This window comes from Natrinema marinum (assembly GCF_024296685.1).
Lineage (GTDB): Archaea > Halobacteriota > Halobacteria > Halobacteriales > Natrialbaceae > Natrinema > Natrinema marinum.
Genome location: NZ_CP100763.1, coordinates 2938050 through 2964175, shown reverse-complemented (window position 1 = coordinate 2964175; position 26126 = coordinate 2938050). Strand labels below are relative to the sequence as shown.

At 65.8% G+C, this 26126-nt stretch carries 25 protein-coding genes; 14 read left to right on the top strand and 11 right to left on the bottom strand.

Going from position 1 to position 26126, the window contains the following annotated elements; translation table 11 throughout:
- Nucleotides 1-15 precede the first annotated feature (15 nt).
- Together NKH51_RS14775 and NKH51_RS14770 are read right to left on the bottom strand one after the other, a co-directional pair.
- Entirely contained in the window at nucleotides 16-438 is a 423-nt protein-coding gene (locus NKH51_RS14775; protein ID WP_254762437.1) for a hypothetical protein, read from the bottom strand.
- Nucleotides 439-588: 150 nt separating this feature from the next.
- The gene (locus NKH51_RS14770) at nucleotides 589-1767 is read right to left on the bottom strand and encodes an aspartate kinase (RefSeq protein WP_254762436.1); all 1179 of its coding nucleotides are present in this window, start codon (nucleotides 1765-1767) and stop codon (nucleotides 589-591) included.
- 215 nt (nucleotides 1768-1982) lie between these two features.
- Here NKH51_RS14770 and NKH51_RS14765 point away from each other — a divergent pair, with 215 nt between their 5' ends.
- Nucleotides 1983-2420 (top strand): hypothetical protein, encoded by a 438-nt coding sequence (locus NKH51_RS14765; RefSeq protein ID WP_254762435.1) that lies wholly within the window; start codon nucleotides 1983-1985, stop codon nucleotides 2418-2420.
- Nucleotides 2421-2600: 180 nt separating this feature from the next.
- On the opposite strand, the gene NKH51_RS14760 is transcribed toward NKH51_RS14765, so the two are convergent.
- Nucleotides 2601-4205: a DNA-directed DNA polymerase II small subunit gene (locus NKH51_RS14760; RefSeq protein ID WP_254762434.1), complete on the bottom strand. Its 1605-nt coding sequence runs from the start codon at nucleotides 4203-4205 to the stop codon at nucleotides 2601-2603.
- 113 nt (nucleotides 4206-4318) lie between these two features.
- Here NKH51_RS14760 and NKH51_RS14755 point away from each other — a divergent pair, with 113 nt between their 5' ends.
- Both NKH51_RS14755 and NKH51_RS14750 read left to right on the top strand, forming a co-directional pair.
- The gene (locus NKH51_RS14755; protein WP_254762433.1) at nucleotides 4319-5209 is read left to right on the top strand and encodes a S26 family signal peptidase; all 891 of its coding nucleotides are present in this window, start codon (nucleotides 4319-4321) and stop codon (nucleotides 5207-5209) included.
- Between the two features lie 64 nt (nucleotides 5210-5273).
- The gene (locus NKH51_RS14750) at nucleotides 5274-6221 is read left to right on the top strand and encodes a S26 family signal peptidase (RefSeq protein ID WP_254762432.1); all 948 of its coding nucleotides are present in this window, start codon (nucleotides 5274-5276) and stop codon (nucleotides 6219-6221) included.
- Nucleotides 6222-6416: 195 nt separating this feature from the next.
- Here NKH51_RS14750 and NKH51_RS14745 read toward each other — a convergent pair whose 3' ends face one another.
- Nucleotides 6417-8147 carry a Cdc6/Cdc18 family protein gene (locus NKH51_RS14745; RefSeq protein WP_254762431.1) on the bottom strand — a complete coding sequence of 577 codons (1731 nt, stop codon included), beginning with the start codon at nucleotides 8145-8147 and terminating at the stop codon, nucleotides 6417-6419.
- A gap of 1150 nt (nucleotides 8148-9297) precedes the next feature.
- Here NKH51_RS14745 and NKH51_RS14740 point away from each other — a divergent pair.
- The 5 genes from NKH51_RS14740 (at nucleotide 9298) to NKH51_RS14725 (ending at nucleotide 12519) form a co-directional block, all read left to right on the top strand.
- On the top strand, nucleotides 9298-9936 hold the full coding sequence (locus NKH51_RS14740; protein ID WP_254762430.1) for an Era-like GTP-binding protein: 639 nt from the start codon (nucleotides 9298-9300) through the stop codon (nucleotides 9934-9936).
- Between the two features lie 4 nt (nucleotides 9937-9940).
- Complete coding sequence (locus NKH51_RS14735; RefSeq protein ID WP_254762429.1) at nucleotides 9941-10342, top strand: DUF2073 domain-containing protein; 402 nt, start codon at nucleotides 9941-9943, stop codon at nucleotides 10340-10342.
- Nucleotides 10342-11262, top strand: coding sequence for an OapC/ArvC family zinc-ribbon domain-containing protein (locus NKH51_RS14730; protein WP_254762428.1), 921 nt, complete (start codon nucleotides 10342-10344; stop codon nucleotides 11260-11262). Before NKH51_RS14735 ends, NKH51_RS14730 begins: the two co-directional genes overlap by 1 nt.
- 385 nt (nucleotides 11263-11647) lie before the next feature.
- Complete coding sequence (locus NKH51_RS18945) at nucleotides 11648-11737, top strand: hypothetical protein (RefSeq protein ID WP_425606674.1); 90 nt, start codon at nucleotides 11648-11650, stop codon at nucleotides 11735-11737.
- Nucleotides 11737-12519 carry a DUF7089 family protein gene (locus tag NKH51_RS14725; RefSeq protein WP_254762427.1) on the top strand — a complete coding sequence of 261 codons (783 nt, stop codon included), beginning with the start codon at nucleotides 11737-11739 and terminating at the stop codon, nucleotides 12517-12519. The genes NKH51_RS18945 and NKH51_RS14725 overlap by 1 nt, the downstream gene beginning before the upstream one ends.
- A 93-nt stretch (nucleotides 12520-12612) precedes the next feature.
- Here the strand turns inward: NKH51_RS14725 and NKH51_RS14720 are convergent, their stop codons facing one another.
- Nucleotides 12613-13191: a DUF7090 family protein gene (locus NKH51_RS14720; RefSeq protein ID WP_254762426.1), complete on the bottom strand. Its 579-nt coding sequence runs from the start codon at nucleotides 13189-13191 to the stop codon at nucleotides 12613-12615.
- 380 nt (nucleotides 13192-13571) lie between these two features.
- Between NKH51_RS14720 and NKH51_RS14715 the strand changes: the two genes are divergently transcribed.
- The gene (locus NKH51_RS14715) at nucleotides 13572-14252 is read left to right on the top strand and encodes a class I SAM-dependent methyltransferase (protein ID WP_254762425.1); all 681 of its coding nucleotides are present in this window, start codon (nucleotides 13572-13574) and stop codon (nucleotides 14250-14252) included.
- Between the two features lie 260 nt (nucleotides 14253-14512).
- Here the strand turns inward: NKH51_RS14715 and NKH51_RS14710 are convergent, their stop codons facing one another.
- Nucleotides 14513-15094 carry a DUF1684 domain-containing protein gene (locus tag NKH51_RS14710; protein WP_254762424.1) on the bottom strand — a complete coding sequence of 194 codons (582 nt, stop codon included), beginning with the start codon at nucleotides 15092-15094 and terminating at the stop codon, nucleotides 14513-14515.
- 443 nt (nucleotides 15095-15537) lie between these two features.
- Here NKH51_RS14710 and NKH51_RS14705 point away from each other — a divergent pair, with 443 nt between their 5' ends.
- Complete coding sequence (locus NKH51_RS14705; RefSeq protein ID WP_254765163.1) at nucleotides 15538-17910, top strand: ATP-dependent DNA helicase; 2373 nt, start codon at nucleotides 15538-15540, stop codon at nucleotides 17908-17910.
- Nucleotides 17911-17948: 38 nt separating this feature from the next.
- Here the strand turns inward: NKH51_RS14705 and NKH51_RS14700 are convergent, their stop codons facing one another.
- Both NKH51_RS14700 and NKH51_RS14695 read right to left on the bottom strand, forming a co-directional pair.
- Entirely contained in the window at nucleotides 17949-18461 is a 513-nt protein-coding gene (locus NKH51_RS14700; protein ID WP_254762423.1) for an FAD synthase family protein, read from the bottom strand.
- Complete coding sequence (locus tag NKH51_RS14695) at nucleotides 18458-18766, bottom strand: DUF7521 family protein (RefSeq protein ID WP_254762422.1); 309 nt, start codon at nucleotides 18764-18766, stop codon at nucleotides 18458-18460. The genes NKH51_RS14700 and NKH51_RS14695 overlap by 4 nt, the downstream gene beginning before the upstream one ends.
- Nucleotides 18767-19060: 294 nt before the next feature.
- Between NKH51_RS14695 and NKH51_RS14690 the strand changes: the two genes are divergently transcribed.
- Nucleotides 19061-20932 (top strand): SLC13 family permease, encoded by a 1872-nt coding sequence (locus NKH51_RS14690; protein ID WP_254765162.1) that lies wholly within the window; start codon nucleotides 19061-19063, stop codon nucleotides 20930-20932.
- Nucleotides 20933-20969: 37 nt separating this feature from the next.
- Here NKH51_RS14690 and NKH51_RS14685 read toward each other — a convergent pair whose 3' ends face one another.
- On the bottom strand, nucleotides 20970-21233 hold the full coding sequence (locus tag NKH51_RS14685; RefSeq protein WP_254762421.1) for a hypothetical protein: 264 nt from the start codon (nucleotides 21231-21233) through the stop codon (nucleotides 20970-20972).
- Between the two features lie 206 nt (nucleotides 21234-21439).
- Between NKH51_RS14685 and NKH51_RS14680 the strand changes: the two genes are divergently transcribed.
- Together NKH51_RS14680 and NKH51_RS14675 are read left to right on the top strand one after the other, a co-directional pair.
- Nucleotides 21440-22561, top strand: coding sequence for an AI-2E family transporter (locus NKH51_RS14680; protein ID WP_254762420.1), 1122 nt, complete (start codon nucleotides 21440-21442; stop codon nucleotides 22559-22561).
- A 74-nt stretch (nucleotides 22562-22635) separates the two neighbouring features.
- A complete protein-coding gene (locus NKH51_RS14675) occupies nucleotides 22636-23151 on the top strand; it encodes a DUF5518 domain-containing protein (RefSeq protein WP_254762419.1) in 516 nt (171 codons plus the stop codon).
- Nucleotides 23152-23187: 36 nt separating this feature from the next.
- Here the strand turns inward: NKH51_RS14675 and NKH51_RS14670 are convergent, their stop codons facing one another.
- Together NKH51_RS14670 and NKH51_RS14665 are read right to left on the bottom strand one after the other, a co-directional pair.
- Nucleotides 23188-24498 (bottom strand): ABC transporter permease, encoded by a 1311-nt coding sequence (locus NKH51_RS14670; RefSeq protein WP_254762418.1) that lies wholly within the window; start codon nucleotides 24496-24498, stop codon nucleotides 23188-23190.
- Entirely contained in the window at nucleotides 24495-25259 is a 765-nt protein-coding gene (locus NKH51_RS14665) for an ABC transporter ATP-binding protein (protein ID WP_254762417.1), read from the bottom strand. The genes NKH51_RS14670 and NKH51_RS14665 overlap by 4 nt, the downstream gene beginning before the upstream one ends.
- 141 nt (nucleotides 25260-25400) lie before the next feature.
- Between NKH51_RS14665 and rpiA the strand changes: the two genes are divergently transcribed.
- The gene (gene rpiA / locus NKH51_RS14660) at nucleotides 25401-26108 is read left to right on the top strand and encodes a ribose-5-phosphate isomerase RpiA (protein WP_254762416.1); all 708 of its coding nucleotides are present in this window, start codon (nucleotides 25401-25403) and stop codon (nucleotides 26106-26108) included.
- Nucleotides 26109-26126 lie beyond the last annotated feature (18 nt).

The window sequence follows — 26126 nt, the reverse complement described above, 5'->3', positions numbered from 1 at the left end:
GCCGACGCCCCGGAGCTATACGTCGATCCAGGCGAACTCGGCCGTGGCGTCGCCGTCTGGCTCGAAGCCGAACCCGCCGAAGGCGTCGTTTTCGATTCTCGTCGCCGGTGGTTCGGGACCGACCAGTTTCCAGTCGCCGTCGGAGGCGGTACTCCTCCGGCCGCCGGACTCGTGATGGCCCGTCGCATATGCCGTCTCCGCGGCGGGTTCGTCCCTCGTCTCGGCGTCCGAAACCTCGAGCGAGATCGCTTTCAGGTCCGCGAACACCTCGCTGGCGGTCACGTCGTCGGCGTCGACCGCGTCGTCGGGAACCGGGTCGTGCTCGCCGGCCCCCTCGAGGACGGACTCGGGGGAGTCCGCGTCGAACGCCCCGAGGATCGCGTCCGGGTCTGGTTCGATCTCCTCGAAGACCTCCGTCACTGTCGGGTCGCTGCTCATAGCGCTGAAGGCACCGTCACCCCCCTTCGTTACGATGCTGTTACCACTGGCTAGCAGGTCGTTTCATTCGCTGCAACGATAGTCACGGCCCCCTACTTGTCCGCGATCGGAACCCGAACACCGGGACCGAACGTCGAACGAGGTCGCGGCTCAGAACAGGTCCTGAGTGAGCTCTAAGGTCTCCTCGCGGTCGTCCCAGTCGACGAAGAGGGCGACGCTGGTCGCGCTCGTGATGATATCGTTCAGGTGGATGCGCGCCTCGGCGAGGGGGTTGACGATCTCGCTGATGATCCCCGGCTGGTTGGGGAGTTCGCCGCCGGTGACGCGGATGACGGCGACCGGCGAGTCGACGGTGACCGAGGAGAGTTCGTCGCGAGCGATGACCTCGCGGTGGAGGATGTTCTCGGCGCGTTCGGCCTCTTCCTCGTCGATGTAGAACGTGACGGTGTCCATGCCGCTGGCGACGGCGTCGATGTTGACGTCGCTCTCGGCAAGCGCCTCCGAGAGGTGGTTGAAGATGCCGGGCTGGTTGCGGATCGCCCGACCGGCGACGGTCAGACAGGCCAGCGGCCGCTCGCGCAGGTCGACGAGGTTCCGGAACTCGCCTTCGATGCTCGTCCCGCCCGAGAGGAGGTCGCCGTGCTGGTAGTGGACGACACGAACGTCGAGTTTGCCGTCCTTGTACGACAGCGCGGAGGGAGCGACGACCTCGGCCCCGCGGAAGGACAGATTCCGAAGTTCGTCGACGGAGATTTCGCCGACGTTGCGGGCCCCTTCGACGACGTGGGGATCGCCGGTCATGACGCCCTCGACGTCGGTCACGATGACGACCTCGTCGGCGTCCATGTACTTGCCCATCATGACCGCCGTGGTGTCGCTGCCGCCCCGGCCGAGCGTGGTGATCGAACCGTCCGGCCCCTCCGCGAGGAAGCCGGTGATGACCGGCACCGTCCCATCGAGTTCCGCGGCGACCTTCGCAGCGCGTCGCTGGGTCTCCTCGACATCGACCTCGCCGTACTCGTCGGTGACGATCGGCCACTCGTCACTGCCAGGCTCTAAAAAGGTCGCGTCGATGCCGCGGGCCGACAGGGCAGCCTTGAGCATCCGAACCGACGTTCGCTCGCCCATGCTGACGATCTGGGCGCGGTCGGCCTCGTCGGTCTCGAAGGTGATCTCGTCGAGCAGTTCGTCCGTGGTCGACCCCATGGCGCTGGCGACGACGGCGATCTCGTGGCCATCCTCGACGGCCGCGGCGATCGAGTCGGCGGCGCGGTTGATCCGGTCGCCGCTCCCCAGACTCGTCCCACCGAACTTGGCTACGACGCGCATGCTGCCACCTCGCGGACGGCCCGCATTGCGATGCTGTGACTCATACCCGAACCGTTACCAGAGCGGGCAGATAACTGTGTCCCATCGCCCGTGTTTTTACCTGCCCCGGCTGCAGAGACCGACGGACGAGTCGTCGACGCCGCGCTGACAGCCGACCGATCGCTCGCTCGGTCGCGACCGGGATTTATTGTCACGCGCATCATTACCATACGTCGATGAACGTACGGGATGCACTCGAAGCCGACGCAGACGCGCTCGCGTCGATCGCGGACTCCCCGACGGACGTAATGCGAAATCTCGTCCACGACCGGACGGTGCGCGTCGCCGAGGATGGGAACCACGATCCGAACGCCGATGTCTCGGACTCGCAGTACGACGGCTCGGACCCGGAGGACTTACTCGGATTTATCAGCTTCGACGCCCGCGAAGACACCGTACACGTCACCCAGCTCGATGGCACGGACGAGGCCTGTAAACGGCTGCTGGGCGAACCCGTCCGATTCGCCGAGCGCGAGTCGATGGCCGTTGAGGTGCTCGCTTCGCAGGACGCGGAGCCGATCCACCGCGCCGCCGAAGAAGTCGGCTTCGAACGACGCGGTCGCGGCCCGCAGTTCGACGGCTCCCCGACAGTACGGTTTCGACTCGAGCCGTAGGAGAACGTGAGACGGCCTCGAAGCGAGGAGTTGTACCGCGAGTGAGTGCCGAAGGCGCGAACGAGCGGGCCGACGACCGATGTGGAGAACGCTACGCGTTCGGATCGGAGGGAGGAGTGCTTTTCATCAACGTGTTGCCGAGGGCGCGGCTCCGCCGCGCCCGCAGCGCAAAAGTTCGGTTCAGGAAAACTTCTGGACCGTCACGTCGAGCGTATCCAGATCGACGATCGGGGCGAAGCCGGCGTCGGGGTCGATGTTGACGCTCTTCTGGAAGTCAGTCTGGGCCTGCCAGCAGCCGGAGTTGATTGCGAGGACGTTGTGGTACTTGCCGAAGCCGAGTTTGTGGACGTGACCGGTATGGAAGATGTCGGGGACTTCCTCCATCACGAGGTAATCGCGCTCTTCGGGCGCGAGGCGCGTGTGGCCGCCGAACTGCGGCGCGACGTGGCGCTTCTTGAGGAGGTGGTACATCGCCTTGTGGGGGTCGTCGTAGCTGGCTTTCTCCTCGGGGAGTTCCGCGATGACTTCGTCCAGCGAGACGCCGTGGTACATCAGGACGGAGACCCCCTCTACGGTCACCGTCGAGGGGTTGCTCACGATCTGTGGGTCGTGGGCGGACATGATCCCCCGGAGTTCCTCGTCGAACCCCGGCTGTGGTTCCGCGAGGCGGACCGCGTCGTGGTTGCCGGGGATCATGACGATCTCGAGGTCGCCGGGTACTTGCTTCAGGTGCTCGTTGAACGCCTCGTACTGCTCGTAGATGTCGACGATGTCGAGTTCCTCGTCCTGATCGGGATAGACGCCGACGCCCTCGACCATGTCGCCGGCGATCAGCAGGTACTCGACGTGCTGGGCCTGCTCGGTGTGAAGCCAATCGGCAAAGGCGTTCCAGGCGTCCGCCATGAACTCCTGGCTGCCGACGTGGACGTCGCTGATCAGCGCCGCCTGCACGTGGCGGTCGGCCGTCGACGGCTCGTGGGTCCGGGGGACATCCGGGAAGTACATCGAGTCGACGAAGGCGATCCCCGAGTCGTCCGCCAGCGTCCCCTCCATCGCCAGCACCTCGTCGCACAGCAATTCGTCGACGAGGTCGACGTACTCCCGGTCTTTCATCACGAGCCACGGGAAGGTCCCGGTCGCGTCCTCGAGTTCGATCAGCCAGTGGCCGCTGGCGGTCGACCGGATATCGTTGACCAGCCCGACCATCCCGGCCTCGCTACCGCCGGGCATGTTCTGGATCGCCGAGGCCGGCCGGTGGTTGACTCGGCCGCGGAGCTTGCCGCCGAGTCTGTCGAGTCGGTCGCGAAAGACGGAGACGAAGTCGCTGTACTCGCCGGTTCCCGTGCTCTCGCCGGTCATATCGCCGACGATCTCGAGCGACCGCAGGGCGGGATCCACGGAGCGTTCGATGCGAGACGACCCCTCCGTTTCGACTGGAGATCGATCGGTCGATTCGCCGGCCGTGGGTAGGTCAGTTCCAGTTGAAACGGAGGGGGTCGACTCGGCGGGGGGAGACGCGTTCGCGGCCGTCGAAGCCGGATCGACGGCACCGCCATCGGCGAGTCCCTGCCCATCGACGACGTCCGCGGCGTCGGCCGTCGAGAGCGCGGCCGTCACGTGGTTTGTCCGAACGACCAGCGCGTCGTCGGGAACCCCCTCGAGCACGCGCTCGAGGGCCGCGCTCGGATCGTCGGCGGCGGCGAGCCGGGTGACCGCCTCGCGCTCGACGTTGTAGCCGCGGCTCGTGAGTTCGCTGACGATCCGCGCCGGAGCCTCGAGTGGCACAGCCCAGACATTCGCGAGCGACGGCAAAAGGATAGCGGATCCCGGGCCATCGAGCGACGAGACGACATAATTCGCCGGAAGGTTGATGCCCCGGTCCGAGAAACGGGTGTCCGATGAACGGGCGCGACGCCGGCGACTCGGGCCGTCCCCACGCCGATTCCCGAGCCGGACGGCCGGGAGCCGACGAGCACCCGAGCGACGACGCTTCGGTCGGCGATCCGCGGCCGCTGGGGGATCGCTCGGCTCGAGTCCGGCGCGACGAGACCGTCCGAATCGAAGACGGACTCGTTCGCTGGTTCCTCGAGACCGACGACCGAACGGTGTCGGCCGTCCGCGTCGTCCTGGCGAGCCTCGCCATCGTCGCGATCGTCGGGCTCCTGCTGTTCTTAATTAGCGGCCAGTTTCCGGTGCTCGTCGCCATCGAAAGCGGGAGTATGACGCCGAACATGCACGCCGGCGATATCGTCTTCGTCGTCGAGGAGGGCCGGTTCGCCGGCGACGGTGCCGTCGAGGGAACCGGCGTCGTCACCCTCGAGCAAGGGCGAGAAAACGGCTATCGAAAGTTCGGGAAGCCCGGAGACGTGATCGTCTTCCGGCCGAACGGCGACCCGACCGCGACGCCGGTGATCCACCGCGCACACTTCTGGGTCGAGGCAGGCGAAAACTGGGTGCAGACGACGGCCGATCCCGGCTCTCTCGAGGGCGCGACCTGCGCGGACATCCGCTCGTGTCCGGCACCCCACGACGGGTTCGTGACGAAAGGCGACGCCAACCCGGCGTACGACCAGCTGCCACGCTCCGGGTCGGAGACCACCGTCGTCAGCCCCGACTGGGTCACCGGCAAAGCGATGTTCAAGATGCCGCAACTCGGCATGATTCGACTACTGGTCGACTCGATTCGCTCGGCGGTCGGCCTCGGCTCGATCATCGGCGTCGTCTTGGCAGGTGCGGTCGCGCTACTCCTGTTCGGAGCCCTCGCCGGATCGGACAGGGGCGGCTCGTAACGCACTCCGTTTCGCGCTCCGACGAACAGAAAGTTGATTGTCGACCCCGGCAAAACGGGTCACGATGAGCGGTTCTAGCTCCGGGAGTCCGCCAGACGATCCCGGCGACGACGAGGGCGGCCGGCAGGACAGCAGCGCCGGGGCGTCTCGAGCGTCGGGCGGTCCGCCCCGATCGGCTCCCGATCCCGACGCCGTGACGATCGAAGACGACGGAGTCGTCCGCTGGTTCTTAGAGACCGACGACGAGAGCGTCATGATGGTACGCGACGTGCTGAGCAGCGTCGCCATCGTCGCCGTCGTCGGCCTCCTGCTGTTCGGAATCAGCGGCATCTGGCCGCCGCTCGTCGCGGTGGAAAGCGGCAGCATGGAACCCCACATGGAACGCGGCGACCTGATCTTCATCGCCGAGGAGGGGCGCTTCGCCGGCGATGCAGCCGTTCAGGGTACTGGTATCGTCACCCTCGAGGAAGGGAAAGAAGCCGGTCATAAGAAGTTCGGGAAAGCAGGCGACGTAATCGTCTTCAAACCAGGAGGGAGTGAACGGAAGACGCCGGTGATTCACCGCGCTCGCTTCTGGGTCGAGGAGGACGAAAACTGGATCCAGACCAAGGCGAGCGAAGAACTCGTCGGTGACGTATCCTGCAATGACGTTCGTACCTGTCCCGCACCCCATGCAGGATTCATCACGAAAGGCGATCACAATCCGAGCTACGATCAGTTGAGTGGCGGCGCTGACACGACTGTGGTCAAACCGGAGTGGATCACCGGCAAAGCGATGGTCCGCATCCCGTGGCTCGGCCACGTCCGCCTGACCTTCGACAAACTCCTCGGCGGGATGATCGTCCCGACAGCGCCCTCGAGTCCGCCGCTACAAGGAGCGGCACCCGCGACGACAGCGGTGACGCCGACGCCTTCCGGACCCTCCAGCTCCGGACTCGACGGCGAGTTCGCCGGCATGGCCGCCGTCGCCGGTGTCGGTACCGCAGCAGCCGCCACTCGATATCGTCGCTGAGTCAGCCGTGTCGCTTCGCGCTCGGTTGCATCGCTCCGCCTCCCTTTTCCATTCGTTCCCGGCGCTGGCTGCCGGCGGCGCGCGTCGAGACAGCAGTGACCTCTCCTCGCCAGCCACGCTCGAGTCGAAACGGGGGGAAACGCGAGACGGCGAACGACGACCGGGGAGTCGAGAAGAGAGTCGGGAACGGCGCGTTCAGTTCTCGAATCGGGCCTGGACGAACGGCTGCACGTCGTCGATGTCGCTCAGTCGGGAGTCGCTCAGAAGCACGGCCTCCGTCTCTTCGAGTGGAACGGAGAGGCTGATCTCCTTGGTCCGGCCGTATCGGCCCTTCGAGACGACGATGGCGTTGACGATCCCCAGCATGTCGAGTTCGCTGATGAGGTCCGTGACCCGCCGCTGGGTCAACACGTCCGCGTCGATCTCCTCGCAGAGGCGCTTGTAGATGTTGAACACCTCGCCCGTGTTGATGCTGTGGACGCCATTTTTCTCGAGCAAGATGATCGCGAAGAGGACGAGCTTGCTCTGGGTCGGAAGGGTGCGGACGACCTCGACGACGCGGTCGAGTTCGATCTTGTCCTGGGCCTGCCGGACGTGTTCCTCGACGATCGTCTCGGCCTGGGAGCGCTCGGCGAGTTCACCGGCGGTCCGCAGTAAGTCTAGCGCGCGTCGCGCGTCCCCGTGTTCCTGCGCGGCGAAGGCCGCACACAGCGGGATTACGTCCGACGAGAGCGCACCCCCCTTGAACGCGACTTCCGAGCGGTGCTCGAGGATGTCCCGCAACTGGTTCGCGTCGTAGGGCGGGAAGACGATCTCCTCTTCGCCCAGCGAGGACTTGACCCGCGGGTCGAGGAAATCGGTGAACTTGAGGTCGTTCGAGATGCCGATGATCGAGACCCGGGAGTTCTCGAGTTCGGAGTTCATCCGCGAGAGGTTATAGAGCGTGTCGTCGCCGCTTTTCTCGACGAGTTTGTCGATCTCGTCTAGCATGATGACGACGACCCGCTCGTCGTAGTCGACGGCATCGAAGAAGACGCTGTAGACCCGGTCAGTCGGCCAGCCGGTCATCGGGACCTCCTCGAACGAGTCCTTGTCGTCCTCGAGGTCCGCGATTCGCTCCTCGACCGCGTTTCGATCGTCGAACGGCGTCGACTCGAGCGGGTGCTCGGATTCCAGCGCCGTCGACTCCGTCGCGGGATCGCGCTCAGTGTCGTTGGCCGTCGGCGTCGTCCGCTCAGAAGACCCCTCCGCTTCAGGTGGAGAATCACCAGACTCCGTCTCGATATCGTCTCCATTCGAACTGTCGGGAGGTGACTCGATTTCCTCGTCCGAGACGAAGTCGAACGGATCGGATGCCGTCGCGTCGTCGGCGCTGCCGTCGCCCGCGGTGGACGTTCGGTCGTCCTCGAACTCCTCGAGTTCTTCGAGTAACGACTCGAGGTCGGCGACACGGTCGTCGATCCGTGCTTTGTTCTTCTCGATGAACTTGTTCGCGAGCTGTGCGAGGACGCGATACTGTGTGTCCGTGACCTCACAGTTGATGTACTCGACGTCACACGGGACGCTGTACTTCTGGGAGGTGCTCTCGAGTTCCTTGCTGACGAACTTCGCGCTCGCCGTCTTTCCGGTGCCGGTTTTGCCGTATATGAGGATGTTCGACGGCGTTTCCCCGCGGAGCGCGGCGACGAGAATCGTCGCCATCTTGTTGATCTGATCGCTCCGATGGGGGAGTTCGTGTGGCGTATAGGAGGGTCGGAGGACTTCCTTGTTCTCGAAGATCGGCTCGCCGCTGAGCAGGTCGTCGAACAGGCCCTGATTCGACTCCTCGTCACCGAGATCCGCGTTCTCGAGGTTCGTCGAGAACCCGCTCGTTTCGTCGATATCGACCTCGTCCGAACCCGCAATCTCTGAGTTATCGTCTGACATTCGTCGTACACGAACCCCCTTATTTCGAGTGGAGCGCCGAACCAAGAGGTGGAAATTTCACGGCGTGATAGCCTCCGCGAGGGTATCTATCGTTTCCAGATCTCGATTCGGGTCCAGTTGATGCAAACGAACCAGAGGAAAAGCATGCTAATAAATTCTTCCTTTCCCGTCCCCAGTACGGGACCGATAACGCCGCTCGTTCGCAGCGAAGTCAGTCGAACGGTCCCGAGAGGGGGGCGGTTCGAGTCGAAACGACGACGAAACAGGGCACCGTGATCGATATTCTGTCTCGTCGGCCGGTACGTTCCTTTCACCGGAGCTCCGTATCACTGCCGGACCGTCACTGCTGGAACTTTTGATGGAGACGCGAGTCCGCCGGTGACGAGAGATGGGAGACCGACTGTGACTACAACGGTCAGAGATTGTGATCCATCCGCATCCGTGATCCGCCGACTCGGTCGAAATGGAGGATCCTCGTCGAATGGGATTCCGGGTCCGGAAGAGACAGGTCAGCTATCGGGAAGCCCCCCACCCCTTCGTTTCAGGTGGAACGCTCGAAAGGGAGGGTGGGGGTCGAAGGTGTCTCTAGTGATGAGAGGTTTTATAACAATAGCGAAGAAACAGTATCCGCAGAACTAGCAGAATAGATTTCTTTACTAGATGATTGTTGTGTATTGCTAGTTGCTCCTAGAAGTCCGTTTCACGGTGTCTCGAGTTACTAGACTGATCGTGATATTACTAGCGAGATCTCGTCGGCCGTAATCCGCCGCAAAATCGTCCAATGCGTGCCTCGAGTGGAAAAGAGGGGGTTGAGGTCAGTTCGTTCCGCCTCGACAGCGCTGGTTTCCACCGGGTCTCTCGTCGCTCTCCAGTTGAAACGAAGGGGTGGGGGTGTCCGGAAGGCTGGAACTCACGACGTGTCCCGGTATCGATGGCGGCTCTTGTCGACACCCGGTTGGCTTCGTGGGCGCATGCTCGAGGAGGCCTCTCCGACTGGGTCGCACCTTGTCGTTCCGTCCTCCCGGTTCCGAACGATCGTTCGTGGCGGCAATTCACTCCCGTAGGACAGTCTACATGTCTGACGTAGGCTTAAGTGGGTCCAGTTAGTAGTACGCGCAGATGCACCCCGCGGTGCTGGAGGCCCCCACAGATGGGACTGTTCACAGAACTCAAAGATAGTATCTCTCGGGTTACGGATCGCCTGTTCTCGGAACAGGAGCCCAAACGAATCGGTATCTACGGTCCGCCGAATGCAGGCAAGACGACGCTTGCAAACCGCATCGCACGCGATTGGACGGGTGACGCCGTCGGCGCGGAGAGTCGTATCCCTCACGAGACGCGTCGCGCACGCAGGAAAGAAAATGTCGAGATCGAACGCAACGGGAAGACGGTGACCATCGATATCGTCGATACGCCCGGCGTGACGACCAAAGTCGACTACGAGGAGTTCACCGACGAGATGGACGAAGACGACGCCATCCGTCGCTCACGGGAAGCGACCGAGGGCGTCGCCGAGGCGATGCACTGGCTTCGAGAAGACGTCGACGGCGTTGTCTATGTCCTGGACAGCGCTGAGGATCCGATCACGCAGGTCAACACGATGCTGATCGGCATCATCGAATCCCGCGATCTCCCGGTTCTCATCTTCGCGAACAAGATCGACCTCGACGAATCCAGCGTCAAGCGGATCGAGGACGCCTTCCCTCAGCACACGACTGTGCCCCTCTCCGCGAAGGAAGGTGACAACATGGACGAAGTCTACGACAAGATCGCGGAGTACTTCGGGTGATACCATGCCGAAAGCAACTAATGCGGACGACTCGGAGCCATCCGACGGCGTACAGATCGACCTGATCAGCGGCGAGCGCATGGACGGGATGGCGACGATGGAAAAGATCAGGATGATCTTAGACGGCGTCCACGACGGCAACATCGTCATCTTGGAGGAAGGGCTCACGCCCGACGAGGAGAGCCGACTCATCGAGGTGACGATGGCCGAGATCAGTCCCGACGAGTTCAACGGGATCGAGATCGAGACCTATCCCAAATCCGACACCCACGACTCGTCGCTGCTCGGCCGTATCATGGGCGGCGATCAGGCCGAGACGAAACTGACGGTGATCGGCCCGGCCAACCAGATCGAAACGCTTCACAAAGACGAAACGCTCATCAGCGCGCTCGTGTCCCGCAACTAATGCCTCATCAGTGTACGAACTGCGGCCGAACGTTCGCCGACGGCTCCAAGGAGATGTTATCGGGCTGTCCCGACTGCGGCGGGAACAAGTTCCAGTTCGCGCCGACGGCCACGGCCGCAGCCGAATCGTTCGACGAGGGTGGCGGTGCGGGGGCGACCGCCACCTCGGGATCGCCCGCTGCGACCGGCACGTCCGACTCGGCCGACGCCGGCGAGAGCGACGCCCGACCGACCTCCGGCTCGGACAGCGTTACCACGCGGGCCGCAGAAACCGTCCGCGAGTTCGTCTCCGCTCGCTCCTCGGACGACGGCGACGGCTCCTGGCCCTCGAGTGCGAAACCCGATCCCGTCGAGCGCGAATCGCCGACCGACGGCGAGTTCGAGGAGTGGCCCGAGACGGCACGGCGACCCGAAGATCGATCCGACGGCTCGAGCGAGCCCGCCGGCCCCGACGACGACACCCAGTTGGACGCCGAGCGGCCGGATCCGTCGTCCGATCGACCCACTGCCACGCTCGCGGACGACGAGAACTCGGCACAGGCCGACGCTCGAAGCGAGGTCGTCCCGTCCGACGATCTTCCGCCGCACGCTGGCGGTACCGACCAGCGGGAACCGGGACACGAAACGGCCGGTCGATCGGTCGATCACGACGGGTCAACGACGGCAGAGCGCGACGATGATTCGCCACCGGAACACGGCCGCGTCGTCAGCGAACCGAGCGGCGAACGGCCGTCGATCGAGGAACTCCGCGCGGAACTCAACGAGCAGTTCGAGAGCATCAAGATCGTTCGGCCGGGACAGTACGAACTCAATCTGATGGAGCTCTACAACCGTGACGAGTACATCATCTCGCTGCAAGAAGACGGCCGGTACGTCATCGACGTTCCCGACTCGTGGCGCGGCGACGACGGTGACGACTGACCCGCCGACTGCGGTGGTCTCTGTATCGCGCTCTTTGCCCGCATCTGCCGACCGACGGTCCCGTCCCGCGACCGGCCGCCGTCCACCGGCTCGTTTCGACTGCAACCGTTCTACTCACGCGGCGGTTCTGTATACGTTCCCGTAAGGGGATTCCACTCGAAACTCTGGTTTTCGAAGGCGTTCCGGATCGACGATAGCCGCTCTCGCTACTCGAGGACGACCGACACCGAACCGATCGACAGTCCGCGCCTGACGGATTCTCCGTCTACGACGCCCTCGAGTCGGCGCGGATGAGCAGCGACTACCGGCGTGGTGGACTGGAACCGAGTTGGACGGACGGCCGGAGACAGATGGATTTAAGCGACGCGGATACGACGCCTCGCACATGAGTACTGCAACCAAGGTCGTTCTCGCCACGATCGCTGTATCGGCACTGCTGTCGGTCCTGCTCGTCTTCCAGTCCGCGTTCGCCTGATGTTCGAGGCCCGTGCGCTCTCGGAGCGGGTCGCGGCCGTCCGCGAGCGTCACGCGCCGGACACTCGAGTCCTCGACTGCGAACGCGATTTCGAGACGCTTCCGCCGGCACAGGCCGAGGATCTCGGTTTACTCGTCAACGCGCTCGAGCCCGCGACCTATCCCGCGGCCTGGCTTCCCGACGACGCCCCGACGTTGCTCGCCCGCTATGCCGGCTCGGATCTCACGATCGGAATGCCGGGCGACGGGAGTATCGCCTGGACGCGACAAACAGAACCGCCGGTGGTCATCGTCAAGCCCCGCGTCGAGGGCTCGCCCGAGCCGTTCGTCGACTTCTTGCTCGCCGAAGCGTTCGTTCAGGTAGGTCTCGAGGTGCCAGAACACTTCATCGGCTTCTTCGAGGAGTCCTACCGCGAACTCGACCGGGCGACCCCGCTCGATCCGAACGGCACCTACCAGATCGCCGCCGCGCTCTACGACGGCTGGATCGGCCTCCAGACTCGCGAGGTGTTCGCGGGCTGGCGCGACGACGAGTCGGACCTGGCCGACGCCTGGCAGGACGCCGGGGACCGGCTCGAGGACCGCGTCACCGATCTCTCGCGTGCGGTCGCACGCGGTGACACCGACTTTGCCGACGCGACGGAACTCGCCTGCGCGGCGATCAAACACGCGATCGAGCTGCCGGCCCCCTTCGCCGCGCTCGACACCGAGGCGTATCTGGATCACGGACCCGAGTACGCGATCCGCTGGGCCGAAAAGACGTTCGAGTCGCTCGAGGGGTGAGCCCGTATCCGCTCCCCGTTTGCTGTTTCGACTGGAGCACCGTCTGTGGCTGCGCGGTGGTTCGACGAGAACTATCGTCCGTACCGCTCGCGCTCAGAAGTCGGCGTCGATACTCCCGTCTTCGTCTAAGTCGACGACGCCGTCGAACAGCGCGCGGAACTCGTCGACGGTGGCCTCGTCGTGGGGTTCTTCCGAGAGGTGAAAGAGGCCGACAGCGTCGTGGTCCTCGAGCAACGAGAGGATACGTTCGACCGCCTCGAGTGCCTCCTCCTCACCGGCGTAGTAGGCGAGTTCCGTCACGGAGTCGAAGCTGATGCGGAGTTTCCCGTCGTGGTCGCCGAGGAAGCCGTCGATGTGGTCGACGATGCCGTCGATATCGTCGGGGGCAGCGACGTAGTGGACGGTATCGGACGAGCGCCGGGAGTAGCCGCGTTCGATGCTCAGCGTGTCCAGAATCTCGGCGCGTTCCTCGTCGACGTCGTAGTACTCGAGTTTCTGTCTGACCTCTCGAGCGGTGGTTCGCGTGGAGATGACGAGGAAGTTGTCGGTGTCCGTTTTGAGGAAATCGGTGTCGATGCGATCCGTTTCACCCGTGCTCGGATGCAAGAGAAGGATGCCGGTCCCACCCGGTACCGTTTCCGGCGTCCCGTCGATTTCGAGCGTGTATTCCATACTGCCGTGAACAACTTTCGGCAATCCCTTAAGAGTGCGGATGTGTCTCGTCGGATTCGACGCCGAACGCGGAGGAAGGGTCTGAAACGGGTCGAGGGGTGGGACAGTCGTACTCACCGAGTCGAACCGAGATCCGGATGCCCACGGATTTCGGTCGATCGACCCTTCACTCGTTATAATTTAGGCCAGCCTAAAGAATCTATCGGCGGTTCTCGGAAGGGTGAGAACGGAGTCGGTCGCCGCTCGAGTCGCCCACCTCCGCTTCGAGTCGGACGCCGCGACAGCGTGACCGATTCGGACGAGCGCGGCCCGGACGAAAGTAAGCGGTAAACGCGGGGCCATGCGAATGCGTTTATCCCTGGGAATCCCACCGTCCGCTCATGAGCGTTCGTGAGGAGTTCGACGACTGGGCAACGAGCGGCCGGGATAAGGGCATGGAGGAGCGCCACTGGCACACCGCCAAGCACGCGCTGGCGCGGCTGCCCGTCGAACCGGGCGACACCGTCCTCGATCTCGGCTGTGGCAGCGGTTACGCGGGCCGGGCGCTCCGGGACACCAAAGACGCCGGCCGGGTCTACGGCCTCGACGGCTCACCCGAGATGGCCCACAATGCGGCGGGCTACACGGACGACGACGCCGTCGGCTTCGTCGTCGGCGACTTCGACTCCCTGCCCTTCGCCGACGACTCGATCGATCACGTCTGGTCGATGGAGGCTTTCTATTACGCCGCAGACCCCCACGAAGCGCTCCGTGAGATCGCCCGCGTGCTTCGGCCCGGCGGCACCTTCTACTGTGCGGTCAACTACTACGAGGAGAACGTTCACTCCCACGAGTGGCAGGAGTTCATCTCCGTCGAGATGACCCGCTGGGACCGTCGGCAATACCGCGAGGCCTTCCGCGACGCCGGCCTTTACGTCGCCGAACAGGACAACATCCCCGACCGCGAGATCACGATCCCCGCCGAGGCCGAGTTCCCGATAGAGGAGTGGGACACTCGCGAGGCGATGGTCGAACGCTATCGCGAGTTCGGGACGCTGCTCACCGTCGGCGTCGCGCCCTGATCGTCGGCGGTTCACCGCCGTTTTCCGTCCCCGCTTTCGGGTACCGCTCGCTTCGCGCCCCCGAACCCCTTGGTTTCCACTCGAGGATCCAAACTACCCGGTACAACCCGTGACGGGCCCGCTGACTCGAGTCGAAACGGTCCGACGATGCCGGTTACAATCATCGGGAGCGATATATTGTGCTCCCCAGACGCGATCGCTCGTCCACGTCGAGCGCGGGCGGTCGCTACCGTCTCCTCGCTCGCTGGCTCGAGCGGCCGTTACTCGAACCGCTCGCCGGCCGGAATCGCCACCTCGAGCCAGTTTTCCTCCGGCGGGAGCGGGCAGTCGAAGGTGTCACTGTAGGCGCAAAACGGCGAGTACGCGAGGTTGAAGTCGACGACGAGCTTGTCGCCGTCCGCGATCTCGTCTTCCGGCGCGAGTTCCATGTATCGCCCGCCTTGATAGGTCTGCTGTCCGGTCGTCTTATCGCGGAACGGCACGAACAGCGGCTGCTCGGTCGGGCGCTCCTGTTCGTAGGCCGCGAGTTCGAACGTGCCGTCCTCGAGGTCGTCGTCCTCGCGGGACAGTTCGAACTCGAGGGTCGCGACGCGGAGGTAACGCATCTCCCGGCCCGCGGTGGTGTCCAGCAGGACGACCTCGGGGTCGTCGTGGACCGTTGCGGTCGCGGTCACGCGATAGGCCGGATCCGGCTCGAAGTAGTCGAGGCCGTCGAAGGCGTCGCGGTCCTCGGGCGGGATCGGCGACTGCGGGTGGTCGGCGAAGAACTCGTCTTTCTCGGTGCGTTTCGACTCGAGTTCGTCGCGCCAGCGGTCGACATCGACGGATCCGGTGTCGCTCATAGCGGGGGTAAGGTGCCGGGAGGGGAAGGCGTTACGTTCCGCTCTGCTCGATCCGTTCAGACGTACTCTCTCGAGATGTCGTGGTGTCGGCCGCGCTGTACCGGACGAAACGAGGGTGACGGAGCGTTCTGCTCGCGTGGAGACGAGGGTTTCCACGTCCTCCCCAGCCGACTCGCTCGCTGCTCACGGCTCCCGGCGGTCACCGTTCGCTCTCGAGGGAGTCACTCCGTTCACCCCTCGCCGCCGCTCGCTCGCCCCTCGCGCGCTATCGCCGGGCGTCCTCACGTTCGTTCGGTCGCCCGTCAGCGCGCGCCACCGCACGTTGATCCTCGAGTCGTGCTTCGTCCCGCCCTCCCGTCTCGTCCGTCCCGATGTTTATATACCATCGCGCGGCCAGTTCGGTCCGTCAACCCTATGAGCGACCGACGATGAGTACGGCAGGAATGACGAACTGGCGGACGGTGTTCGGCCACGACAGCCCCTATGAGCCGCAGGTCGACGGCACCGAGGCCGCCATCGATACCGGGCGGGAGGGCGGCTACACCGTCATCGAAGGGGCCTGTGGCACCGGCAAGACGATGATCGCGCTCACCGCGGGGATCGATCTGGTGCGCGATCCGGACACCGACTACGAGCGCGTCCTCGTGCTGACGAGCGTCAAACAGCAACTGCGACAGTTCGAGGCCGACCTCGAGACGATCAACGCGAACCTACCCGCCGACTGGGATCCGATCTCGGGGCTGACCCTCGTCGGGAAAGCCGATGTCTGTCCGTACAACCGCGAGAACGCGGCGGGGATCGACGACGGCAACGTCTACGACCGCTGTGAAACGCTGCGAGACCGCACCCGCGATCTCACCGGCGAGGGCGGCGACACGACCGCACAGAATCTGGCCGCTCGCGCCCGGAGCCAGCAGATCGGATTGGCCGACAGCGGGGCGCAGTCGACCAGTAGCTTCCTCGAGACCGCGGGCGAACCGACACCCTACCCCCCGGACCTGCCCGAGTACGGCGAGGGCGGCCCCGTCGGCGCCGAGACCGAGTACTGCCCGTTCTACGCGCAGTACTTGGAGGACCTGCCGGACGACGAGGACGGCGCCGCCGCCGAAGCGGTCCCCTACGACTTCACCGCTGCTGGCATGGTCACGCCCGAAGATCTCGTCGCTCGCTCGGTGAAACACGGCACCTGCCCGCACTCCGTGATGGGAGCCGCGCTCGGCGAGGTCGAAGTCGTGATCGGCAACTACTACCACGCCTTCGACCCCCGAACGGTCGGCTCCTTCACCGGCGCGCTACTGGACGACTCCACCTTCGTCGTCTGCGACGAGGCCCACATGCTTGAGCCTCGCGTGCGCGATCTGGTCAGCGAGGGGGTCGCCGATACGACGCTCCGAGACGCCGAAACAGAACTCTCGCGGGTGATCCAGCCGATCAAGTTCGAGCGTGAGGGCCGACAGGCCCAGGGCGGGTCGAAGACTGCCGACGCCGACCTCGTCCGCGCGGAACTATCGGACAGCGACGTCTCCTACGAGGAACTCAATCGGACCCTCGAGTTCGTTCAGGATCTCCGGGCCGAACTCGACCGCCGGGTCACCGCCTTCCTCGACCGGAACCACAGGGGGTGGGAATCGAACCTGACCGACCTCCCGGACGCCGAACTCCCGCTCCGCGATCCCGGAATGCCTGCCGAGGACGACCTTACCGAGTGGGCTCGCGAGGCGGGGTATGGCGACGCCGACTGGGTCCGCGCCGAGGCCGTCGGCGCCGTCGTCGCGCGAATCTTGAACGACGCCGAGGACGAGGACCGAACCCGCGCCGCGCCCGCCGTCGGTCGCGTCCTCGGCGAGTGGTATCGGCAGGGCCACACCGATTACTTCCGCGAGATCGAACTCGAGCGCACGTGGGACGACACCGAACCCGCCGACTCCTGGCGGCGGGCCTACAACGCTCGCCTCTCCTTGCACAACTGCGTCCCCAGTGACGCGATCGGCGACCGGCTCGCGATGTTCGGCGGCGGCATCCTGATGAGCGCGACCCTGGAGCCGATGGACGCCTTCACCGAAGTCACGGGGCTCCAGTACCTCGCACGCGAAGAAGACCGGCCGGTCGTCGAGCGCCGCTACGGCCTCCACTTCCCCGCGGAGAACCGCGAGAGCTTCGCCGTCGCCGCGCCCAAGTTCACCTACGACAACCGTGGCCGGCCGGGCGAGGAGAACCCGACCCGGACCCACTACGCCGACGCCATCGCGAAAGTCGCCCGCGTCTCGGGCAACGTCCTCGTCGGGATGCCGAGCTACGCCGAGGCCGAGTGGGCCGCCGGCGTTCTCGAGGAGCGGATCGACAAGCCGGTCTTGCTCGACGCCGCGAGCGACGACGAGACCACCCAGTCGCTCAAAGACGAGTTCTTCGCGGGCGAGGGGAAGGTGCTCGTCACCAGCCTCCGGGGGACGCTGACCGAGGGCGTCGACTACAGCGGCGATCGCCTCACTGCGGCGGTCGTCTGCGGTGTTCCGATCGTCAACACCTCGAGCCCCCGGACGAAGGCGGTCCGGCGGGCCTACGAGGACGAGTTCGGCGACGGCTTCACCTACGCGCTGACGATTCCGGCGGTACGGAAAGCCAGACAGGCGATCGGCCGCGTCATCCGCAGTCCCGAGGACGTCGGCGTCCGCGTCCTCCTCGACGAGCGCTACGCCCGCGACAGCTGGGACTCCGTTCGTCCCTACCTGCCCGACGACGGCGAGTTCCAGCCCGTCAGCCCCGACATGCTCGAGGTCGGCCTGGAGCGGTTCCGGTCGCGGCGTTCGTCGCAGTAAGTGGGGTCGAATCACGAACGACCGAGGTCTCCCCGGCGTCAGTCGTCGGACTCCGCCTCGAGAGTCGCTTGCCGCTCGCTTGGATCTCGACCGCGTTCGGCCAGAATCCGGTCGACGATATCGCTGCTCGAGTACAGTCCCTCGTCGCTCGGCTCGAGTCCCCTCGCTCGTTCGACCCGGCAGTCGATCCCCCAGTCGGCGAGCGCCCGCTCGATCTCGCTTGCGTCGTGGTGCTGGTCGTGGCCGAGGACGAGCACGTCCGGGTCGATCTCCCGAATCGGAATCGAGAAGTCCTCGGTGTGGCCGAGTCGGGCGTGATCGACCGCCTCGAGCGCGGCGACGGCGTCGCGGCGCTGCTCGCCCGACAGGACTGGGTCGGGCTTGTGCGTCACACTCGCCGCGCGGGCGACGATAACGTGGAGTTCGTCGCCGGCCGCGGCGGCCTGCTCGAGGTAGCCGACGTGGCCGGGATGGAGCAAGTCGAAGGTCCCCTGGGCGACGACCCGCGTCGGCCGCCCCGTCGATCCGTCCGCGGTCGGTCCGTCGGTCATAGCTTCACCTCCGCGGTGACGGTCACGTCGGACGTTTCGGCGTACAGCGAGTAGAGCAAGATCGCGAAGCCGAGGGCGGTCACCGCGCTCTGGAGGGCCACGCCGAGGGCTACCGCGTCCCAGAGGAGGTGGATGCAACCGCCGAGCACCGAGCCGGCGACGATGACCGCGAAGCCGACGGCGACCGCTCGCAGCGCCGCGGCGCCGGTCCGGCGAAACGCGCGGTAGGCCAGCATTGCGATGGCACCGCCGGTCAGCACCGTCGCCGTGTTCGCGACCGCGATGGGGAGCGCGTACTCGTTCATGGCTCGTCGCACCGATTGCGTCGTCCGTTCTCTATTCGGGCTCAGCACTTGAGTACCGCTACACTTCTTGCCTCGAGGGAATTCGCACGAAGATGTTCGCCGAACGTCGACCGGAGAGCGAGAGCGCTTCGGCCCTCGTGGGCTCGTCGGTCCCATTGTACCGCTGTTGAATCGGGGCTTTCAAGCGGGGCCGTCACCGATTCCGCACCATCAACCGTGTCTGGCTGTTTTCCGTTCGGTCCCGGCGCGTTTCCGCTGGCCGCTGGCACCGGCGAACTCGCGGTCACCCCCGAGATGCTGGTCGTGTTCGGGATCATCGTGCTCGCGTTGGTCCTGTTCGTGACCGAGTTGCTACCGATCGACGTGACTGCCATCCTCATCATGGTCCTCCTGATGGTGCTGGGGGCCGACGGCGTGGTGAATCTCACCGAGATCTCGACGGCCGAAGGAACATCGGGCTTCTCGAACTCGGCGACGATCACCGTGCTGGCGATGCTCATCCTCAGTTCGGGGATCAGTCAGACGGGGGTCGTCCAGATTCTCGGGCGGAAGATGTCCGCGTTCGCGGGCGACGACCTCGACAAACAGCTGCTCGCGACGATCGGCGTCAGCGGCCCGATTTCGGGCTTCATCAACAACACACCGGTCGTCGCCATTCTCGTTCCCGTCATCTCCGACATCGCACATCAGGGGAAGACCTCGCCCTCGAAACTCCTGATCCCGCTGTCCTACGCCTCGATGTTCGGCGGGATGCTCACGCTCATCGGGACCTCGACGAACATCCTCGCGAGCGACGTCTCCGCACGCTTGCTCGGTCGTCCGTTCTCGATGTTCGAGTTCACCCAACTCGGGATCGTCGTCCTCCTCGTCGGCAGTCTCTATCTCGTTACCGTCGGCCACCGGCTGCTCCCCGAGCGCGTCCCCGTCGACGAGGACTACGTTCAGGAGTACGCCATCGAAGAGTACCTGACCGAGGTCGTCGTCGACGATGACTCGCCGCTTGCTGGCACCACCGTTGCGGACGCCATCGACCACGTCGAGTTCGACGCCGACATCCTCCAGGTCGTCCGCGACGGCGAGGAGTTCATCGAACCCATCGGCCAGAAGGCGATCCAGGCCGGCGACCTGCTGCGGCTGCGCGCCGACCGCACGACCGTCCAGCAACTCGTCGACCGCGAGACCGTCACGCTCGTCGGCAGCCCCGAAACCGACGCGGAGCTAGAGCCCGACGAGGTCCCCGAGCGGACCCTCGTCGAGATCGTCGTCCCGCGCGGTTCCTTCCTCGTGGGCGAATCCCTCGAGAGTTCGACCTTTCGCCAGCGCTACGACGCGACCGTGCTGGCCTTCCGTAGCCGGGGCGAGACCGTCCGGAGTAACATGGACGAACGCCGCATTCGCGTCGGTGACACACTGCTCGTTCAGGCCGCGCCCGACAGCATCGACCGCCTCTCGCGAAACGACGACTTCATCGTCGCGCACGAACCCGAGGAGCCCGACTACCGGACCGAGAAGATTCCCCACGCAGCGGCGATCATGGCCGGCGTGGTCGGCTTCGTCGCCGTCCCGTGGGGCGTGATCGGCTCCGCGGCGGCGGCTGCGACCGGCGTCGGCGCGCTCGAGGGGCTTGCCGCGCTCTCGTTGCCCATCCTCGTCACCGCGCTCGCGGGCGTCGTTGCGATGGTCGCGACGGGCGTCCTCCGGCCGACCGAGATCTACGACGCCGTCGAGTGGGACGTGATCTTCCTCCTCGCGGGGATCATCCCGCTGGGAATGGCTCTAGAGCAGACCGGCGGCGCGGACCTGCTGGGGACCCTCGTCGCCGCGACGGGTGCTTTCCTGCCGGCGTTGGGCGTGTTGTGGGTGTTCTACATCGCGACCGGTCTCATCACGGGCGTCATCTCGAACAACGCGAGCGTCGTCTTGATGCTGCCCGTGGCCGTCGAGACCGCGAGACAGATCGGCGCCGACCCGTTCGCGTTCGTACTCGCGGTGACCTTCGCGGCTTCGACGGCGTTTCTCACGCCAGTGGGCTATCAGACGAACCTGTTCGTCTACGGCCCCGGCGGCTACAAGTTCTCGGACTTCGTCCGGATCGGCGCGCCGCTGCAGCTGCTGTTGTCGGTCGTGACCGTCCTCGGAATCGCGTTCTTCTGGGGGCTGGCATAGCGGCTCCGATTCCCCAGTCGGCTCTCGAGCCGTTCGGTCAGCGCTCGTCCGGCGGTTCGACCGGGTAGCGCTCCGTGAGCTCGGGTGCGATATCGTCCTCGAGCACCGGTCGGACCACGGTCTCGCCGTCGCCTGGTACCTCGATCGAGATCTCGTCGGTCGGTCGATCGACCGCGGGATCGTCCTCGCGGGGCGGCTCGGGTTCGTCGCTTCGCTCGAGGGCCTCTGAGAGTTCCCGTTCTCGCTGGCGCCGTTCGGCGTTGCGGGCTTTCTCGATCCGACTCGCCTTGGTGTCTGCCATGCTATGGCACACAGCGCGGCCCGAGATAATAGTATGGTATTCATTCACACAGGCAACCGAGAAAGCGAGTGAATCTCGCTTTCGACGCGATCGGTCGGTCTGAAGTGGCCGGCGGTACGCGGTGGGAGAAACGGCTGTGATCGGACCGTCTCGGTCGACCGTCACCGAGACCGAAAGATTATGCCGCCCGCACGCAACCCACGCCTGTGACAGGGACCGAGAACCCGACCGCGAACGCGCGTCGTCGATACGTTCTCGCGGCGATCGTCGTCGCGCTCGGCCTCCTGACCGGCGGCATCTTACTCGAAGTGCTCGGGACGATCCTCTTCGCGCTCACGGTGGCCTACGTCCTCGTGCCCGTCCAGCGCTGGCTCGTCAGGCGCGGCCTCTCGGAGTGGACCGGCGCTCTCGTCGCGACCCTGCTTGGCTTCCTGAGCGCGGTCGCCGTCTTCACGCCGCTGGCCGTCGCGCTCTACTTCCGACTCGAGCAGGTGCTCGCGGTCGTCGCCGGCCTCCCCGAGAACGTCTCGGTCGCGGCCTTCGGGATGACCCACACGATCGAGGTGGGGCAGGTTCAGGCTGCCGCCCTCGAGTTCCTGAGCGGGGCCGCGGCGACGTTCGCGCTGGCGCTGCCGGTGCTCGCGATCAAGCTCGCGCTGTTCGTCGTCCTCCTCTTTGGCCTGCTGCTCAAAGGCGACGAGGCCGGTCGGGCTGCCATCGCGCCGGTTCCCCACGGCTACCGAGATATCGTCTACGCGCTCGCGAAACGGGCACGCGAAACGCTGTACGCGATCTACGTCCTGCAGGTCGCGACCTCGATCGCCACGCTGGCGGTCGCCTATCCGCTGTTCTGGCTGCTCGGCTACGAGGGCGCCCTGACGCTGGCGATCGTCGCCGCGATCATGCAGTTCGTTCCGATCATCGGTCCCAGCATGCTCATCGCCCCGATCACGCTCTATCACGTTGTCGCCGGCGATCTCGCCGCGGCGGTGCTGATCGGCGGGCTCGGCCTCGTCCTCGTCGCCTGGCTCCCCGACATCGCCGTCCGCCCCCGGCTGGCCCGCCGGTCGGCCGGCCTCCCCGGCAGCCTCTACTTCGTCGGCTTTACCGGCGGGCTCTTCACGCTCGGCGCGATCGGCGTCGTCGTCGGCCCGCTGATCGTCGCCGTCTTCGTCGAGGCCGTCGACCTGCTGGCCGACGAGGTCAACACCGACGCCACGTTCAGCGAGCTCGTCGAAGCCGATCTCGAGGAGCCCCCCGACGCCGACGACACCGACGACGCGGAGGCGACCTTCGAGGAGCCCAGTTCGCGGGCCACGAACGACTGACCGCGGACCGACTGCTATCCGAGTCGACACCACCGACCACCGACACTTTTCCCCCTGCTCCGCGTTCGTTCGGTATGGTCCGCAGCCGAACCGCCATCAACGCGATCATCGGTGCCCTCGTCGGCGTCGTCCTCTCCTTTGTCCCGCTGTCGACCGTCCTCGGCGGCGTCGTCGCGGGCTTTCTCGAGGGGCCCAACGAGCGCGACGGGACGATCGTCGGCGCGCTGGCCGGCGCGATCGCTTTCCTGCCGATCGCGGCCGTCGGCTTCTTTTTCATCGGGTTCTTCGGTCTCGTCCTCACGGGTGAGCTCCCCGTTAGCGGGATCGTACTCCTCTCGATACTGGTCGTCAGCGCCGGTCTCTTCTTCCTGTTGTACACCGTCGGCCTGTCGGCGCTGGGCGGCTACCTCGGCGCCTATCTGGCCGCGGAGTATCCCGACCGACGGCGACGGACCCGAGAGACGATCGGCTTCGAGACGGCAGCCCGCACTCGGGACGCCGACGCCGCACCGACTCGTGACCGCGAGCCCGAGGAGTGGGACGGAGCGCAGGAACCGGACCCGGAACGGGAACGAGACTGGGATCGATAACCCGTCCCTCGAGCGCAGTCGTCGGTCCGGCTCCTCTCACTCGTATCTGAGCGCGTCGATCGGATCCGTCCGCGCGGCCCGCCAGGCCGGGTAGAGCCCGGCGACGATGCCCACCAGCATCCCGACGACGACCGCGAGCGCGACGTACTCGAGGGGGTAGACCAGCGGCAGATCGATGTACTGCGCGCCGAGATAGCCCGCGACGAGTCCCAGCCCCGTTCCCAGAATCGCGCCGATCACGCCGAGGATCACCGATTCGGTCAGGAAGAGCCCGAGTACGTCGCGGTTTTGCGCGCCGACTGCTTTCATGATGCCGATCTCGCGGGTGCGCTCGGTGACGCTCACGAGCATGATGTTCGCAATACCGATCGAGCCCACCAGCAGGGAGATGGCAGCGATACCGACGATGAAGTTCCGCAGGAGTCCCAGCACGTCCTCTAACTGCTGGAGCAACTCCGTGCTCGTTTGGAGTTGCACCTCGAGGTCGTCGCCCATCAGCTCGCTCGCGTCGGACCGATCGCTCTCGAGATAGTCGGCCGCCGCTTGTCGGGCGGCATCGATGTCGGCGGCGTCGTCCGAAGGGGCCTCGACGACGATCGCGAGGAAGCGAGCCTGACCGCCGCCGGTATCGGCGCTCTCGTTGCCGCTGTCGTTGGCGTTGTCACCGCCCCCGCCTCCGCCGAACCCCAACCTGGCCGCCTGTTCGACGTAGTAAGGATCGGTCGGGACGTAGATCCGCGGTGAGGCCTCGAACCCCTCGAACGGGCTCAGCCCTTCGCTGTCCTCGGTGATGCCGACGACCTCGATCGTCGTCCGCTCGCCGCCGAGGAAGGTCACGGTGAGATTGTCGCCGACGGTGACGTTCTCCTCGAACTGCCCCGCCGCCGCGGGGTTGATCACCGCTTCGCGCTCACCCATTCGGAACTGTCTCCCCTCGGCCAACTGATCGTCGCGGATGTACGACGGCCCCGAGGCGATCAAGCCGTTGCCCTGAGCGACCGTCTCGTTGCCGTTCGAGATCGCTTGCGTCTGGATCGTCGCGTAGCCGTAGGCCGCGTCGACCTCCGCTAACTCCTCGACGGCCTCGAGGTCGTCCTGCGTGAAGACGGGCTGGGCACCGGCCAGCGGGCCGCCCTCCGTGTCGGGTTCGGCCGCCCAGCCGTAGAGACTGCGCTGATCGTCGGGGCTGATATCGCCGATGATCCCTGCCTGGAGGCTCGCGCCGAGACTGACGAACGCGATCACCGCCGCGATCCCGATGATGATCCCGAGCGTCGTCAGCGCGGACCGGAGCTTGTGGCCGCGAATCGAGCGCCACGCGAGGCGCAGGCTTTCGAGCGGGTTCATTCGGAATCGCCTCCCGCACTCGAGCCGCCCGTCGCCGAATCGGCCTGCGACGTGCCGGCCGCGCCGGCACCGTCGAGCTCCTCGATCCGCTCGATCTTCCCGTCGAGGAGGTGAACGATCCGCTCGGCGCGCTCGGCGACGTGGCGCTCGTGGGTGACCACCAGCATCGTCGTCCCGGCGTCGTGGAACTCGTCGAAGAGATCGAGGATTTCGGCCTCGGTCTCGGTATCGAGGTTCCCGGACGGCTCGTCGGCCAGCACGATCGCCGGCTCGTTGATCAGCGCCCGCGCGAGCGCGACCCGCTGGCGCTGGCCGCCCGAAAGCTCGTTCGGCAGGTGATCGCCCCGATCGGCCAGCCCGACGCGCTCGAGCAGATCGCGCGCCCGCTCTCGACGCTCCGTCCGGTCGACACCCTGAAACAGCTGCGGCAGCGCGACGTTCTCGACGGCGTTCAACCGCGGCATCAGGTTGAACGTCTGGAAGACGAAGCCGACCTCGGTCCCCCGGAGACGCGTTCGCTCGCGGTCGCTCAGCGCGCCCACCTCGCGGCCGCCGACGACGACCTCGCCCTCGGTCGGCGTGTCGAGACAGCCGACGAGGTTCATCAGCGTCGACTTCCCGGAGCCGCTGGGACCCATGATCGCGGTGTACGATCCCTGCGGCACCTCGAGTGTGACGCCGTCGAGGGCGTGGACGGGTTCGCCGATACGGTAGGTTTTGCGGACGCTCGAGAGGGAGACGGCCGTGCCCGAAGTCGCCATGCGGGGTGGACCACGGACTATTTAAAAAATGTTCTGCGCAACGAGGGGCGACTTCGGTGCGTCGCGGCGGTACCGAGTGCCACGGGGCGGACCTCGCGTCGAGATGCAACGCTTTTCCCGTCGCCGCTCGCTTGAGCAAGCATGAAGACGGAGGGCGGCTCCGATGGGGCGAAGCGCCGCGCCGGCGAGCGCGCGGCCGAGGACGTCGAGGACGGGTTCGTCGTCGGGCTCGGCACCGGCTCGACGACCGCCCACGCGATCCGGGCGCTCGGCCGGGCTGTGGACGACGGCCTCGAGATTCGCGGGATCCCCACCTCGTTTCAATCGCGCCGGTTGGCGCTCGAGGTCGGCATCCCCCTGACCGACCTCGACGCGGTCGACGGCGTCGACCTCGCGATCGACGGCGCGGATCAGGTCGTCGACGATCCCGAAGGGGGGAGCCACGGCGCGCTGATCAAGGGCGGCGGCGCGGCCCACGCGCGAGAGAAACTGATCGATGCGGCCGCGGACCGGTTCGTCGTCGTCGCCGATCCCTCGAAGCTCGCCGATCGGCTCGAGCGGCCGGTACCCGTCGAAGTCCTCCCGGACGCTCGCCCAGTCGTCGCCGAGCGCCTCCGCGAGATGGGCGGCGAGCCGACGCTCCGGGACGCCGAGCGAAAGGACGGCCCCGTCGTGACCGACAACGGCAACCTCGTCTTCGACTGTGCGTTCGGGGCGATCGACGACCCCGACGCGCTGGCGGCACGGCTCTCGCGGATTCCGGGCATCGTCGAACACGGGCTGTTCGTCGGGCTGGCCGACGCGACCTACGTCGGTTCGGCGGACGGCGTCTCGGTTCGCCGCTACTGACCGTCTGGCCAGCCGACG